Raw genomic sequence first — 15,517 nt, forward strand, 5'->3', positions numbered from 1 at the left:
AGCCCTACCAAATTTAGTCCGCTACGGGCGGAACCGCACAAAGGAAGAAATGATGTTCAAGAAAATCGCTTTCGTGTTGGCGACCTCAGCAGTGTCAATGACGGCTCTGGCAGGGAACACTACGCTCATCAACTCCCCGTTCCCGGGCCTGGTGCCAACCTCGGCTGTGCTGCCGGCCATCGACCGGGTCAATGGCGTCGATGGTGTCAGGGCCGGCGAATCCCGTTCCGCGGTCGCCGGCGCGAAGCTAGTCGATCTGACGGTGGCCACCAAGACAACCAATGCACTCGTTGAAGTCGTGCGTGACCTGTCGATGTCCACCGGAGATGCAACGCTGAACCTCAAGGCTGGGGCAAGAATTCAGCCCGATGCCCGTCTGATCGACAACAAGGGCAAAGTGTACTACCTGGTGAAAGCTGACCCCGAGTCCAGCTCGTTTTTCAAGCGGAACCGGTACTTCGGTGTCACGGAAGATGGCGGCGTGCTGGATCACGCCTTCAGCGCTCAAAGCGACAGCTTCCAGACGCGTGAGCTTGTGACGGTGACGCCCGGCGATGTGGTCGTCACCAAGTCGTTGACCACAGGCCCAGCGCTCTGTGGCCTGTCGACTTTCTTCTTGGGAGCCGGGGAGGGGGTGGCCAAGTTCAAAGTCATTCGCACCAACAGCAACGGCGAGGTGAGCGCTCAGAAGGAACGTGCTTTCACTACCGACTTGAGATCGATCGGACTTTCTGGTACTCAGCTGGTGATCGACAAGATTGATCCGAACGCCGTTCGCGCGAGAGTGAACGGCGTGGGCCAGGTGAGCTGTCAGAGCGAGATCTGACACTACGCGGTCCAGAATAAGAAAAGGCGGCACCGGAGTCTATCCGTGCCGCCTTTGTTCTATTTGGTAGCCAGCGGCGCTGCGTTTGCAGCGAGCCGCGTGAATACCTCAGCCAGTTGGTTGAGAACGCCCCAGTCGCTTGGCACCTCGATGACGCAGCGTCCGAGTTTCCCTCGAGACGTGATCGGCTGCACCTGGACGCTGCCGCGTATCTCTCGAATTACCATTCCGGCCGACTTGAACTCACCATTTCGGCCGACGAAGAGGCCTAGCGAGGGGTACTTCACTTCCTGTTCCGTGAGCATGACGTTTCTCCTGAGTAAAGGGTGGCATTGCGAATGCCTGGCTCTTGGATATGCACGTCAGGAGCTCATAAAAAGAAGAAAGGCCCGAGTCCAAGGGAGTCGGGCCTATCGCTTACGTTATCCATCCTGATTCAGGAAGCGATATTTCCCACTGCCTCCTGTTCGGTCTTTTCCATCTTGGCCCGGATATTGGCCCATTCGACATCTGTCATGCGAATCCGATGGCGTGCCTGGACTTCTCCGTTGAGTACATGGCAGAACTTCACGATGAAGAAACCCGGAGTGACGCTGGGGATGCCTTCATACTCGTAGATGTTGAAGCCTTTGGGGTCTTGATGCGTGGTGGTGACCACTTGAGAACGGAACATCCAGTTCCGGAATGCAAGCAAAACCATTTTGAGAAATTTCAGGAATTCCATGACGATGATCTCCATGTAGACGCCATGCCCTTGCGATGGCCTGGTAATCGGAGATGCGTATCAGGGAACTAGATCGGGAAGCCCCCTCATCTAGGCACGGCCGTAGAGGGCGTCGGCCGCTAGGCTGCTACTTCTGGTGCTCCAGTTTGGTCTTGTAAGCGGCCAAGAGCTCATCAAACGTGTGATATCGCCTTCGACTCATTGCTGGAGAGGGAAGGCCCTTGAGCGCTGTTGTAAGACGCTCTTTCGAGGGGAACATGCGGGGATTCGCAGCAAGCACACGCTCAAGACGATCGGCCAGCGGTTGCATTGCTACTCCAAGCGGCACACTCGCATCGGCCTCTGCAAGCCAGGCAGCAATTGGCGCCGCATAGAGAACCACGAGGTTGTCAGCAACGGACTGATAGTCCTTGGCAAGCTGCTGTGCAAAGTGCCAATCCAGCCTGACAAAGTCACAATTCGCCGCCGCGGCCAGGATCTGCTTGCACCCCGCCTGCCAGTCTGACTGTCCAGGTCGCTTCTCTGCTTCCTCTTGAAGCATGCTATGGATCTTTGAACGGGCCTCGTCATGCATGCTGCGGAACTCTTTCGACTCCGGCGGCAAATACCAGTTGTCTAGACTGCGCTTCTTCATGCCCAGACGATCCGCGAACTCATCGCGGGTCAGGCCGAGCACCTCTTGGGCAGCTCGAAGAAATTCCCCTTGGGTCATGTGTCCACTATTCCTCGGCGCTAGCCGCCTAGTTGCAGGCAGCCTTGGTCTGTTAAATCCGAAGATTTTATACTCAATTCGAGGAAGTCTTCTTCGCCTCCGATCGGGCTCAGTTCACCCGCCACCTGCTGCATAGTTCGAACGTCGAAGCACCGAACTTGCGCAAGATCGAGCCTTGAGATAAAAAGGGGAAATGTAATTTCCCCTTTAAAATCAATGCCTTATTCTGTCTAGAACGGGATATCGTCCTCGGGAGGCTGCTGAGGCGTCCCCCGATTTTGCTGGTGGCCACCGCCATTTTGACCATAGCCACCCTGGTTCCCACCCCGACCTTGATTCCCACTGCCCTGTTGCTGATGGTTGCCGTTATGCTGGCCGCCACCATAGCCATCGTCATCACCACTGCCGCCACCTTGCCGCGATCCCAACATCTGCATCTGGTCGGCCACAATCTCGGTGGAGTACTTGTCCTGGCCGGACTGGTCCTGCCACTTGCGGGTGCGAATGCGGCCTTCGATATAGACCGACGAACCCTTCTTGAGGTACTGCGCGGCGATCTCGGCCAGCTTCCCGAAAATCGACACGCGGTGCCATTCAGTGGCTTCCTTCATTTCGCCGCTTTGCTTGTCCTTATAGCGATCGGTGGTCGCCAGGCGAAGGTTGGTCACAGCGTCGCCGCTGGGCATGTAGCGGGTTTCCGGATCTGCGCCGAGGTTGCCGACGAGGATGACTTTGTTGACGGACGCCATTTCTGGATCTCCTTTTCCAACCCCATACTGGGGTACGCAACGGGGAAGGTGATAGCGCTTTAAATCCCTGCTACCACCCTATGGGTTTCTCGAATTTCCTGGAACGAGACGCCAGCTTTCGTTGGGCTTTCTGCTTTGGCCGCCGCGAAAGTAACAACGACACCGCCTCACCACACTATACTCATGTTGAGTATAGTTCAAGCGATTTCGTACTGCTCCTCGCCACCGAGACTCTCGACGAGATCAGGGAAGAATTTCGACAATTCTCCGGCCATGATCGCGAATGTGGAGTGGAAAACGGCATCAGCATCTTCCGCATCGAGATTGACCTCTTCCATCACGGCATCCAGGAAAGTGAGTTTTTTCACCTGCAACTTGTCGGTCAGGATGAAGCTCACCCGGTCCTCCCAGGTCATGGCCAGCTTGGTGGGACGCTTGCCTTCCTCGATGTGTTGGCGGATCTCGTCGCGCTCGAGGGAGAGGCGCGAGTATTTGACCGTCGGCTTCTCCTCTTCCGTGCCTTTCAACTCGCATTCACGATCGACAGTGAAATGGTCCGGAGCCTCACAAGACGTGAGCCAATCCGACATGGCCTGCGCCGGCGACTGGTTCGTGCGTACGAGGCAAATGGGGGCCGTTTCGGCGGTCTGGAGTAAAACACTGACCACGTCATCCGCTTTCGATGGCGTGGAGGTATTCATGGCGACCCAGCCGTCTTCGGCGTTGATCCAAACCTGGATCGTCGCTTGCTTCGGGAAGGCTCTTGGCAGCAGTTCCATAAGCGCCTCCTCTTTCATCTCCTTGAGAACCTTCCGCGCCGGCTTGTAGCCATTGCGCTGTTCATAGTCCTTGGATTTTTCCGCGACCGTCTTCTTTATTGCCTCACCTGGCACGGCCTTGGTCTCGATGCGCAGGGATAGCAACCACTGGCGTCCCTGGGCATGAACAAGAGGGCCGCCATCCTGGGGACTAACCCAGCCCATCGACTTCATATCCTGGCTGCCGCACGGCTGAAACGGTCGCTTCTCAACCAACCCTTCAAGTCGATCCGCGGTCATCTCCCACGGACGCGTCAGGCGATAGATGTGCAAGTTTGAAAACATCGTCAGGCCCTTGTGCTGTTGTTGCAAATGTAATACACGACACGTACCTATAGTTCTGACTCAAATTTCGATGACCGGCGGTAGCTTGGTGCCTTCGCTCAGACTAACCATTGCCTCAGCCTGAAGGCGCTCAATTTCCGCAGCGATCAGCGCACCAGCGATCACCAGTTGCTTGACCCTTGATTTGTCGAGCAGAAGTCCTCGCGGCCACTCTTCGGGCCAGCAGCCAGCCTTGACCTCAAACCCACCGAACAGAAAGCAGGCTGCCACGGCTGGGAGCTCGCCTTCGAGCAACCTGGCATCAGCGGATGCCGTGAACCCCCTGGCACGGTGAGTTGCCAACTCCTCTGCAATGAGCTCAACAGCCGTCCCAGCGTGCGCTCTTCTTCCGTCGGCAAAACGACGGGCGTCGGATTCAGTAAGCACCGGCGGAAGCCACCTCTGGGACGAGGCGGAGGATAGTGGGTGAGACACGTCCCAATTCCGCATCGGTAAGCTGCTCAATAGACAAACCGAGACGCCGAGCCGCGGCTAGCGATGACTCCTTCAGGGCCACGCGCGATTGGCGGTGCATCCAACCTTGCCGAATCCAGGCGACCTGCTCGTCAGTGATGAATCCCTCTCCCTTGCACATGGGGCAGGGCGCCTCGGCCGATAGCCTCTTCTTGCCGTCGGCATCCAGCACGAAACCACAAAGCTGTTTCTTGCCTGCGCAGGAAGGGCACAAATGTCTATTCTCCATGCTGCTGTCACCCCCTCTTTGAGCTCGAAACGGGCGAAACATACTCGCCTCGCCATGACCAAACTAGGCCGGGCCTTGGTAACATTGATGTATAATACTATCAGATTTAATCTGACAAGTATCACTTGCAAAGTGTATCGACTGCCTACTCGCGTATCCGCGCCTGCTGGCTACATCCAGCGCGCGGGGTTCTTAGGAGTCGTAGGCCCGCACCTGTTGGCGGTTGATGATGGCGTCTATGCATTGACCCGGTTTGAACTGAACGGCCAGCAGCGCCTGTTCATCGTCACCGAGTTGGCAGAGAACAACGGCCATCCTCTGTCGTTCGCCGCGGAGCGGATCGCAACGGAGATCCTGCGTCGCTATGGGGCAGACATTCCCCCGTCAAGCGCGCTCTTTGTTGAGCACTACGACCCTGGTGTTTCATTTCGCGGCCCGGCGACCGCAGAGTGTGAGCGTTTCCTGGAATGGAGCGTCACGTGGCACAACCGCCAGGCTGTATTCATTCACCCCAAACCCGTCAGCAAGAGAGGGACACACTGAATGGCCGCCTCACAGACTCCTGAAACTCAGATTGCTGAGCTCCGTCAGCAAGTGGCTCATCATGCCTACCGCTACTATGCGCTGGACGATCCGGAGATTCCTGACAAAGCGTACGATCAACTCTTTCGTCAACTCCAGTCCCTCGAATTAGCAAACCCTCATCTCATTACGCCTGACTCTCCAACTCAGCGCATCGGCACCGCCCCACTTGACGAATTCGACCAGGTCGAGCATGGGGTTCCGATGTTGTCGCTACGCGATGCCATGAACGAAGAAGAGGCCATGTCGTTCGTTGACACAGTCGCGAAGGAATTGGGCCTGCCTGAGGAATCGCTCGAACTCTCCGGAGAGCCCAAGTACGATGGCCTTGCCATCGGCGCACGGTACACGCGGGGGGTGCTCGTCTCCGCGGTAACGCGTGGAGACGGATTTGTTGGGGAAGACGTGACGGCACAGGTCAAGACTATCCGCAACATTCCGCTTCGATTGCCGGAACCTATTGATCTCGAGGTGCGTGGCGAGGTCGTGATGTTCAAACGAGACTTCGACATCGTCAACGCGCTACAGGAGGCGAGTGGAGAAAAGAAGTTTGTCAATCCGCGCAACGCAGCTTCCGGCAGCATCCGTCAACTCGATCCTCGCGTTACGGCCACCCGACGGCTGACGTTCATGGCCTATGGTGCGGTGTCGCCCGACGGTTCAACGCCACTTGGTGCCTCTACCCAAGTCGAGTTGATCGAGGGCTTGCGCCGCCTGCGATTCACCATCAGCCCGATTGCCACCAAGGTCACAGGAAAAGCCGGAATTCGCGCCTTGTTCGCACAAATCGGCGCCGGCCGAGCGGATTTGCCATTCGAAATCGACGGCGTAGTCTTCAAGCTGAACGACTTCGCCGCACAGGCCCGCCTTGGCTGGAACAACCGCACCCCCCGCTTCGCAATCGCTTATAAATACCCGGCCGAGGAAAAAACCACAACCGTGAATCAGATCGTTGTGCAGATCGGCCGTACTGGAGCCTGCACGCCAGTGGCCAAGGTCGAACCTGTTTTTGTCGGCGGTGTGACAGTGTCCAGTATCACGCTCCACAATCTGGACCAAATCCGCCTGAAGGACATCCGTGTCGGAGATTCGGTCGTGGTGCGACGCGCCGGGGATGTGATTCCCGAGATCGTCAGAACTGTGACCGAGCTCCGTCAGATTGACGCGGTTGCGTTCGAAATGCCCACTTCCTGCCCGGTGTGTGCCTCACCGATCCACCAAGCCGAGGGAGCGGCAGACCACTACTGCACGGGGAACCTGAAATGCCCTGATCAGCGACTGTACCGCCTGGCCCACTTTGCCTCGCGATTGGCAATGAATATCGACGGGCTTGGGGAACAGACGGTCAAAGCCTTGCTTGATTCCGAGTTGGTGACGATGCCGTCCGATTTTTTCTGCCTGGATGCCGCGTCTGTCTCTCGATTGCCCGGATTCGCGGAGGTATCCGCAAGCAACCTGGTCAGTGCAATCGGTTCATCCGTTGCGCCGGAACTCCACCGTTTCATCTTCGCTTTGGGAATTGAAGATGTCGGGGAGAAGACCAGCAAAGATCTGGCCACCGTCTTTGGCTCTTGGAAGGAGTTCCGCAACGCGACGCCAGAAGCCCTCGGCCGCGTCCATGGGATCGGCCCGGTCACAGTGCAAAGCGTCATCGACTTCTTTGCGGACCCGGTTCTTGGTCAAGAAGCTGACAAACTCGCGGTCATCGTCATGCCTCGTGAAGCAAAGAAGGCGAGTGGCGGAGCACTGACTGGACTCTCGCTCGTTTTGACCGGCACTTTGCCCACGATGTCCCGTGAACAAGCACAGGCCATGATTGAAGCAGCAGGAGGGAAGGTCTCTGGCAGCGTGTCGAAGAAGACACACGCCGTCGTTGCTGGCGAGGCGGCCGGCTCCAAGTTGGAGAAGGCCACAGCATTGGGCGTCGCAATCTGGGACGAGGCCCGCCTGATTGCGGAGTGCAAAGCAGGAACTGCGTGACAACACCGGAGGAGTTCACCTTGAAGTTCGCAACGATTGCCACTTCCAGCGGCGAGGTGCTTACTGTAACGGCCGATGGAAATCCGCTCGGCAAAGGGGATGTTGATCGCAGGGTGCTGCACATCAGGCCGAAGTTGTTTGTCCCCAAGGCAGCGCTCGCGCACCTCAACTATGAGGAGGTCGAACTGACTGTTACGACCACCCTTGGCATCGATATCACGCCGCCAGGCGGCGTCCAGATTCGTCAACCCTACCCGAACAGGCGGTACTTCGTCGGCGGGTCTACGGAGATGCGGAATGGATGGGTGGTTCCCATTCCCGAGGGAGTGGCGGAATTCGACATCCAGTTTGCCTGGCTGCTCAACCGCGCCTGGCTGTGGGCACACGCGGAAGGCTGGGAGTGCCGCCAACTTATCCACGTACAATTGCTGCCCGGCGAAGGGCGGACCTACACCATGGACGCAACCTGTTGGCCTCGGGATGCGCAAAGCGCAGGGGGCCGTTCCGCCATCTCGCTCGTTGGTCACCAAGAGGACGAAGACCTCGGGGCGGGGAACCGCGATATTGTGCGTGAGGCGAACCTCGTCGTTCCAGATCAACCCGATATGGTAGTCGGGCACTACATCCAGGAGCGGTTGGCGATCCCCCCGATCTACTATGAGCAGGCATGGTCAATCCAGGCATTCCAGGAAGAACAGATCCATGAGGTAAAGCATGTTACTTTTACCAAATTCTCTGACAGCCATCGTCAGAACGGATCTGTCGAGATGCCCGCGTCCATCCTGCTTGAGGCAATTGAACTCGCCCGATCGATTCCCGTCGAGAAAGGCTCGGCTTACGCCAACTCAGTAGCCGGCCAACCAGGTGGACTTGAGTCCCACCCAGCTCTGAAGCTATTGAACGACTGGTGGGATCAGCACAGGCGAGATGGCCACAAGATGAAGGTCGGGTCCTGCCAAGATACAGCCAATCCGCTATCATAAGCCTTGCGGTTATATTGAAAGAGAAAAACCGCTTTATTTCGATATAAGCAAGGAGAGTTTCTGACCGCCCCAATTGGCCCGAACACCAAGTTGCTAGGAAGCCGCGGCGTACTTCGCCAGGGAATCACAGCCCGGTACCCGCGCACGCGCGCTGGCGGTGGTGGCGAGCCTGTACTGCTACTGGTACGACACCGGCTACCTGCACGCCAACCCGGCTGCCGGTCTGTCCGCTGGCAGCCGCGCGCGCCGAGTTCGCGCCGACGCGGCTGATTCCGCCGGCTCTGCTGGCCGAGTGAGATGTGTGGCTCGAACCCGTCGCGGTAATTCGCGCACCAATCTGCCAACGACCGGTTGAATCCGCAGGCCCCTTCAGCCAGCCAGAAGCAGTTAGTGTACGGCAGGGATTGGCCGAACTCGGACCTCAAGGTCAGCGGGCCTGACCGCCCAGCGGGAGAGCTTGCTGGGGCCGTCGAGATGCCTTCTCGATCGCCATTTGATCACCGCGGACAGAATCCGTCGTGGAGAACCGTAGGTCGGTGCCGTGACAACGATGCGAACGATAAAGAAGATATCGACTGCGAGATGCCCGTGTTGAAAGAAGGGGGACAGCCCGCCGCCGTTGCTTAGCTGTGAATGTGGAGACTCGCCATCAAGAGGCCTCAATTCCTCGTAGCTCAGTCAGAGCTCTGATCTCGTTATTCACAATCCCGGATCGGCGGGCTGTGTCGGCATGGTTACACAATGGCATTAAGGCGTGGAATGAGCCATAAGGATGACATGGGGGTGAGCCTGTCGATCCCATAGCGGGTTTCCACGAGCCGTTCGCTTACTTGTCCAAAAAAGGGAAGCCCTCTGCGGAGGAACTCGAGGGCTACAAATAGTTTGGGCCAATCACGAATCCGCAGGCATGTCGCGCCGCGACATTTGAATTGTGCGCAACGCCGCAAAGCCTTTGGTCATCTGAAACCAATCGTGCGGAAGGGCACCATGCATAGCGACACGCCCCGCGTAGACTTGTGGCAAGCTGTTGGGGACTGCCACTAAGCCACCACCCTGCCGGCTCTAAATGTCCGGAACGATCCTGCCATGAGGTCCGCTACTACAAGGGCTGCCCGCCGCGGCTAGTCCTGACGGTGGGCTTAGGGCACCAGGCTCGGACATCAGCCTGGTGCTGTGATTTATCGCCAAAGAAGAGCGCAACGGGGTCAAATTATGAGCGCAACTGAAGCCGTCCCTTGCGTGCTATGCGCCGAACTCGCGCGGCGCTGGCGCGACCCGCATGACCGCCTGCGCGGCGGCCGGATTTACCGCTGCGCCGTCTGCGGCGGGCGCTTTGCCATCACCGGCGACGCCTTGGTTGCGCTTGAGGGGAACAGGTGGGACGTTGCTGGGCTACTGGCCACGGTCAGGCAGTGCATTGCGGTCGGCATGCTGCCGCGAATCGATGAGGTCGACGGTAAGCCAAGCGTGGGAGCGGTGGGCAGCCAAGCGTCCTAAATTCTGCGGACTTGCACTGGCAGAACGTAGAGCCGCCGGCCAATGAAGTCATTGCGATTCCGTTCGTGTGTGTAGGCGCGGACACGCTGTCGCTCATCCGGGGAAAGCGTGTGGGCGAGCGCCGAACATACTGGCTCGACCATAGCGTCATTCAGTACCCACACATGCATGGCGCTTTGCGGCAACGAGAGGCGGCTCGGATCAGGCAGTAAGAGAGACGCAGTAGGTCCCGCATTCCGTGCGGTGAAAAAATCCTGCTGCATGCCATCCGATCCCCGCTCAAGCCTTGCGGCGCCTCTTGAAACACGCCCGCCGCGTCACGCGTTTGCCAACCCGTCGTCCACTACCGCCGCGACGACCTGCAGATTCGGTTCGAGGAGCATATCGATGTGGCTGCTGGGCACTTCGGCAATCGTCAGGCCGCCGCGCGCGACACGCCGCCACAGCGATATCGGGTCGCCGCGATGCTCCTGTCGAATCGCCGCGCGCACATAGGCAATCGGGCCCGCGTGATACGGCCGCGGCCGATAGGCTGTCATGGCGAGTCCCATCGTTTCACGCACGCGCCGAAGTGCAGGCGGCAACGATTCGGTGAAGGCGTCCGGCTGGGGCATCATCCGCGCGGATCTTATCCCTACGCGGCCCGCGGCCTTCCCGAGCATGTAGGTCTGGTAAGCGAACAACTGCGACGCCGGCACCGCGCGCAGCTTGCGCCACTGCCATCCCAGATACGTGCAGCAGTACCGCATCCAGGCACCCCATGGCAGGAAATGCTCGCCCACATAGGTATCGAGCAGGCACAGGAACTCGACGTGCTCGCCGGCGCGCGTCAGCTGCTGCGCCATTTCGAAGGCGACCAGGCCGCCGAACGAGTAGCCGGCCAGCGCGTATGGTCCGCGCGGCTGCACGGTGCGCATCTGTTCGATGTAGCTGGTCGCCATGTCTTCGACGCGCAGCTGTGTCGGCTCGCCGTCAAGGCCTTGTGCCTGCAGTCCATAGACCGGGCGCGAACTGCGCAGCGCGTAGACCATTCCCCAGCACTCCATCACCGAGCCGCTCGCGCCATGCACGATGAACAGCGGTGTCCCGGCGCCGGCGCGTACGGGCACGAGGATCGACGACTGCGGCGTTGCGGCCTCGTCGATCGCTGCGGCGAGGCGCGCGATTGTTGGCGCGAACAGCAGCGTCGCGAGTGGAATCGTGCGCCCGGTCGACCGATGCACATCAGCGAGCAACCGCGCCGCGAGCAACGAATGACCACCCAGCTCGAAGAAGTTGTCGTCGCGACCGATCGGCGCGAAGTCGAACAGCTTTTCCCACAGCCCCTGCAAATGACGTTCGAGTTCTTCGCGCGACTCGCCGGCGGGTGGCAATTCGCGCGCCGCCAGGTTCAGTGCCGGATGGTTCCGGATCGCGTCGAGACAGCCGGGATTGCGTAACGCCGCGGCATTGCCGACCGGCAGGCCGTTGACCGCATTGCGCGCGGCCGCTTCGGACAGCTTGCCGTTATGCGTGACCGGCAATTCATCGACGGCGATGATCCGGTCTGGCACGTGCGTCGGCGACGCGCGACGTGCGAGTTCGCGGCGCACTTGGGCGGCCAGCGCGCCGGTCAGCGCGACGCCATCCTGCAAGACCAGCAGCAGCACGATGTGCTGGTCGTACCTTTGCGCGTGCGTGCGCTCAGGCGGGGCGGTGGGCGAGCGCTGCTCGACCACCAGCGCCTCGCGAATGTCCGGGATATCGCGCAGCACACGATAGATTTCGCCGGGACCGATGTTGACGCCGCGAACATTGAGCACGCCATCGGAGCGCCCATGCAGCCGCGCAGAGCCTTCCGGCGAAAACTCGATGCGATCGCCGTGCGTCCAGACACCCGGGTTGCCGGTGAAATAGGCAGCGTGAAACCCCTTTCCCTCCGTGTCGCCAAAAAAGCCGAGCGGACGTGACGGAAACGGGTTCGCACAGACCAGCTCGCCGATTCCGCTGGTGCTGGCACCCTGTTCCCACGCCTGGACATCGAGCGCAAGGCTCTTGCATTGGGCTTCCCCCGCATAGACCGGCAGGTTCGGATTCCCCAACACAAAGCAGCCGAGAATGTCCGTGCCGCCAGAGATCGACTGCAGGGGCAGCGCCTTCACGTGATCGCGCACCCATTCGAACTGTGCGTCGAACAGCACCGCACCGGTCGACATCATCGCGCGCAGTGCGCCGAGATCGAACTGCTGCCCTGGCACCAGGCCCGCGTCCTCGCACATCTTCAGGTAAGCGGGACTTGTGCCGAACACGGTGACGCGCTCGTCGGCGACGAGGCGCCACAACGCATCGACCGCTGAGATCGGGCCGTCATAGGTCACGATCTCGACCCCGGACGCGAGCGCCGACAACTGCCAGTTCCACATCATCCACGCGCAGGTGGTGTGAAAGTACAACCGATCGCCGGGGCGCAGGTCGCAGTGCAGCCGATGCTCCTTCAGATGCTCGAGCAGGCTGCCGCCGGCGCCGTGCACGATGCACTTCGGCTTGCCGGTTGTGCCCGACGAGAACATGATGAAGAGCGGATGGTTGAACGGGAAGTGCCGCCACACGAAACTTCCGGCATCGCCGCTTTCGATTAGTTCGCCAAGCGAATAGACCGGCGGCCTGACGGTGTCCGGCAGAATTCTGTCGTCGAGCCGGACGATGCCCTGCAGCGACGGCAACGCAGCAGCCAGATCGGCGATATTGTCCGCCAGCGCCATGCCCTTGTCGAACGCCCGCTCCGCGGTGTGGGCGAACAGCAGTCGCGGCTCCAGCGGCGCGAAGCGGTCGAGGATCGTCTCGACGCTCATCTCGGCCGAGGCAGTCGAGAGCGTCGCACCGAGCGCGGTGACGGCCAGCGCGGCAACGACCGCCTCCACGTCGTTGCGCATCACGCCAGCCACGCGGTCCCCTTCGCGCAGCCCCAACGCCGAAAGCGCATGCGCGAGACGAGCTACCCGATTGCGCAGTTCGCCGCGGGTCAGGCGGATACGCCGGCCATCTGCGTAACAGGCGGTCAGCGCGGGTGTGTCGGGCGTGGCTATCGCCAGGCCGAGCAGGTTGTCCGCGTAATTCAGCTGGACCTGCGGGAAGAAGCATGCATGCTCGCACTCGTCGCCGACGCAGACCGGCTCAGCGCTGCCGGACCATGCGAGCCCCGGCGACCACTGCAGGAAGCATTGCCAGAACGTCCGGTACTCCCGTACCGAGAAATTGTGCAGCGCATCGTTGTTATGGAAAAATTGGCCGGTGGATGCCTGCAGGGCCGCGGTAAATGCAGTCAGCTGCGACGCTGCGGCGCGCTCTGGCGTACTGTTGTAAATGGGAACGCGTCCCATGATCCCGTTTGGGCAGAACGACGCGTCTAACAGGCAAAAACGATCCATCCGATCCTCCACGGAGACCGGTACGCACGCTCGAAACAGCGGCTTGTTCTGATGATTCAGACTAGTGGCCCGCGATTTTTTGCTCTGTGCGTCATCGCACGAATTATTACAGGATATTACAAGGCCGCTGGCAACCACTGGCCAGCTGGCCCAAACATGTCTGGGGGCTTCAGGTATTTTCAAGTTCGTGAGCCCAGGCGGCTTCGCTGAAACAGCAAGGCGCGATCACCACGACACGCGAGTCACTATCAAATCGACACGTCCGGAAACTTCTTCCCGGAATTGTGTGAGCGAATCCACGAGATCCTGATACAGGCCACGGGCAGCAACTTTCGGTCGGCGGCGACGCGCGAGGGGCTACCTATAATGACCGGACCACGGACCTAAACAGCCAATCCGCTATCATAAGCCTTACGGTTATATTGAAAGAAATGAACTACTTCATTTCGATATAAGCAAGGATTCGCTGACCGCCCCAATTGGTCCAAGTCGCTAGGGCGCGGAGAACGCTGCCCCGATTTGGCATGCCCGTTTCACCTCGTCACTGTGCAGGTAGATCGAGGTGGTCGAGATGGACGCGTGCCGCAGATTGTCCCGCACCGTCGTCAATTCCGCGCCGCGGGCCAGCGCGTGGGTCGCATGGGTGTGCCGCAGCCAGTGCGGGCTGGCCTGCCGCAGCTTCTCGGCGGCAACCGGGTGGTCGGCCTGGATCAACTTCGCCGCTTGTACGAAGAACCGTCGCAACACGGCCCACAGTCGCGTGCCCGTGATGCCGCCGGCCGGGTCCTGGCCCAGGCCGCCGATCAACGGGGTATGCGGATCCCAGTGTGCCCGCGTGACGGGCAGGCTGCGCTCAACCAGATACCGGTCGAGCGTCACGCGCGCCAACGGCGGCAGCGCCACCTTGCCCGCCTTGGCCCCCTTGCCGACCAGGCAGAGCCAGTAGTCGCCATGGGCATCAATGTCAATGCCACCAAGGGTTGCGCTGACGAGTTCGCTGGCGCGCAGGCCGGTCGCATACGCGAAGTCGAGCACGAAGCGCAGGCGCTGGGCTGCCGGCGCCTCCCACCCATAGGACCACTCGAGTCCGTTGGCGAGCGTGCGCACCAGCATCCATTCGCCCTCGGTGAACACGTGCGACGTATCCAGCGGCGCAGCACGCGCGCTGCCGCGCACCTTGATGCCCGCGAACGGATTCGCCAGCACATAGCGTTGTTGGATCAGCCACCGGAACATGGCCCCGAGCACCGACAAGGCATAGGCCGTTGAACGCGGTGACAGGCCCTGCGCAAACGGGCGCCATTCGCTCGAGGTGCGTGGTCGAGGTGGCCCCACCCAACGCTTGTGCGGCGTCGGCCGACGCAGGAAACTGCGATAGGCAATCGCGTCCTCGGTGGTCAGCGACGACAGGGGACGCTCGCGCTCGACGATCGCCCACAGGATCAGCCGCTCCGCTTCCTTGCGATAGGCCCGCTGGGTGGCCGGCGACTCGTGCAACGCCAGCCAGGCCTGGACGGCCTCGTAGTCGTTCGACGCACCGAGGGTGCAGGTTTGCCGTGGGGCGCGGAAGGTGCCGGACGAGCCGTCGACCTCGTGGGGCAGGCATAGGTGCTCCCAGGGCACGATCCCCCCGTGGTCCGCCACGGCGATCAGCGCTCGCGCGCGCTCAGTCAGTTGCGGATGCTCGGCGAAGAAGGCTTCGATCCGTCGGGCGCTCGCCGGACCTAGGCCGGGCACCGCCGTCCACCAGCGACGCCGGCGCGGGATGCGCACCGTCAGGTCCGCCAGCGTCTCGATGCCGTGCGCGCGCAGCGCCTGCACGGCACGAGGCAGCAGCCACTGTCCGATGTCGTCGCCGACCTGCGGCTGCGGCGGGGGCAAGCGGCGCAGCAAGTCGACCGCTTGGTGGATGGCCTTAGCCCGCCCGACTCGCTCGGCCGCGCCGTGCACGAACAAAGCGGCGACGTCCTGGCGCTGCCGGCGGCGCGCGAACTCGGCCAACTGACGCCGGATGTGGCCGAGGATGCCGCGCGCGGACTGGCCGCTGGCCTTGCGCTCGCCCAGGTAGCGCACCACCGCGTCGCGGGCCGACAGCCCCTCGTACCAGGCGCGTAGCGCGGCCAGCGACGCCGCATCGGGGAAGTCAGGCGGCGCGGGATTGGTCTGGGGATTGGTTGGCAGCATTCTCATGGCTACCAGTTTAGTGTATCGA

General features: G+C 60.7%; 13 protein-coding genes and 1 pseudogene. 6 read left to right on the plus strand and 8 right to left on the minus strand.

All coding sequences use genetic code 11. From position 1 onward, the window contains the following. Positions 1-49: 49 nt before the first annotated feature. A complete protein-coding gene (locus ACREYQ_RS32995) occupies positions 50-826 on the plus strand; it encodes a hypothetical protein (RefSeq protein WP_432263170.1) in 777 nt (258 codons plus the stop codon). 59 nt (positions 827-885) lie between these two features. Here the strand turns inward: ACREYQ_RS32995 and ACREYQ_RS33000 are convergent, their stop codons facing one another. The 6 genes from ACREYQ_RS33000 to ACREYQ_RS33025 form a co-directional block, all read right to left on the minus strand. Beyond that, positions 886-1,131 (minus strand): hypothetical protein, encoded by a 246-nt coding sequence (locus ACREYQ_RS33000; RefSeq protein ID WP_432263171.1) that lies wholly within the window; start codon positions 1,129-1,131, stop codon positions 886-888. Between the two features lie 131 nt (positions 1,132-1,262). Then, positions 1,263-1,565, minus strand: coding sequence for a hypothetical protein (locus ACREYQ_RS33005; protein ID WP_432263172.1), 303 nt, complete (start codon positions 1,563-1,565; stop codon positions 1,263-1,265). A 112-nt stretch (positions 1,566-1,677) separates the two neighbouring features. Then, positions 1,678-2,262 (minus strand): hypothetical protein, encoded by a 585-nt coding sequence (locus tag ACREYQ_RS33010; protein ID WP_432263173.1) that lies wholly within the window; start codon positions 2,260-2,262, stop codon positions 1,678-1,680. Positions 2,263-2,492: 230 nt separating this feature from the next. Continuing rightward, a complete protein-coding gene (locus ACREYQ_RS33015; protein ID WP_432263174.1) occupies positions 2,493-3,011 on the minus strand; it encodes a single-stranded DNA-binding protein in 519 nt (172 codons plus the stop codon). Positions 3,012-3,208: 197 nt separating this feature from the next. Continuing rightward, a complete protein-coding gene (locus ACREYQ_RS33020) occupies positions 3,209-4,141 on the minus strand; it encodes a recombination-associated protein RdgC (RefSeq protein WP_432263175.1) in 933 nt (310 codons plus the stop codon). A 33-nt stretch (positions 4,142-4,174) separates the two neighbouring features. Continuing rightward, positions 4,175-4,540: a hypothetical protein gene (locus tag ACREYQ_RS33025; protein WP_432263176.1), complete on the minus strand. Its 366-nt coding sequence runs from the start codon at positions 4,538-4,540 to the stop codon at positions 4,175-4,177. Between the two features lie 532 nt (positions 4,541-5,072). On the opposite strand from ACREYQ_RS33025, the gene ACREYQ_RS33030 reads away from it, so the two are divergent. From ACREYQ_RS33030 to ACREYQ_RS33050, 5 genes and pseudogenes are all read left to right on the plus strand, one after another. Further along, positions 5,073-5,399 carry a hypothetical protein gene (locus tag ACREYQ_RS33030; RefSeq protein WP_432263177.1) on the plus strand — a complete coding sequence of 109 codons (327 nt, stop codon included), beginning with the start codon at positions 5,073-5,075 and terminating at the stop codon, positions 5,397-5,399. After that, the gene (gene ligA / locus ACREYQ_RS33035) at positions 5,400-7,418 is read left to right on the plus strand and encodes an NAD-dependent DNA ligase LigA (protein WP_432263178.1); all 2,019 of its coding nucleotides are present in this window, start codon (positions 5,400-5,402) and stop codon (positions 7,416-7,418) included. A 20-nt stretch (positions 7,419-7,438) separates the two neighbouring features. Then, positions 7,439-8,401, plus strand: coding sequence for a hypothetical protein (locus ACREYQ_RS33040; protein WP_432263179.1), 963 nt, complete (start codon positions 7,439-7,441; stop codon positions 8,399-8,401). A 136-nt stretch (positions 8,402-8,537) separates the two neighbouring features. Further along, positions 8,538-8,691, plus strand: a pseudogene (locus ACREYQ_RS33045) (tyrosine-type recombinase/integrase); the annotation flags it as partial. Positions 8,692-9,613: 922 nt separating this feature from the next. Next, positions 9,614-9,898: a hypothetical protein gene (locus tag ACREYQ_RS33050; protein WP_078201668.1), complete on the plus strand. Its 285-nt coding sequence runs from the start codon at positions 9,614-9,616 to the stop codon at positions 9,896-9,898. A gap of 317 nt (positions 9,899-10,215) precedes the next feature. Here ACREYQ_RS33050 and ACREYQ_RS33055 read toward each other — a convergent pair whose 3' ends face one another. Together ACREYQ_RS33055 and ACREYQ_RS33060 are read right to left on the minus strand one after the other, a co-directional pair. Further along, positions 10,216-13,305: an acetoacetate--CoA ligase gene (locus tag ACREYQ_RS33055; RefSeq protein ID WP_432263180.1), complete on the minus strand. Its 3,090-nt coding sequence runs from the start codon at positions 13,303-13,305 to the stop codon at positions 10,216-10,218. 492 nt (positions 13,306-13,797) lie between these two features. Further along, positions 13,798-15,489 (minus strand): site-specific integrase, encoded by a 1,692-nt coding sequence (locus ACREYQ_RS33060; RefSeq protein WP_206363466.1) that lies wholly within the window; start codon positions 15,487-15,489, stop codon positions 13,798-13,800. Between the last annotated feature and the right edge of the window lie 28 nt (positions 15,490-15,517).

The sequence above is a fragment of the Cupriavidus sp. TMH.W2 genome, from assembly GCF_050847365.1.
Lineage (GTDB): Bacteria > Pseudomonadota > Gammaproteobacteria > Burkholderiales > Burkholderiaceae > Cupriavidus.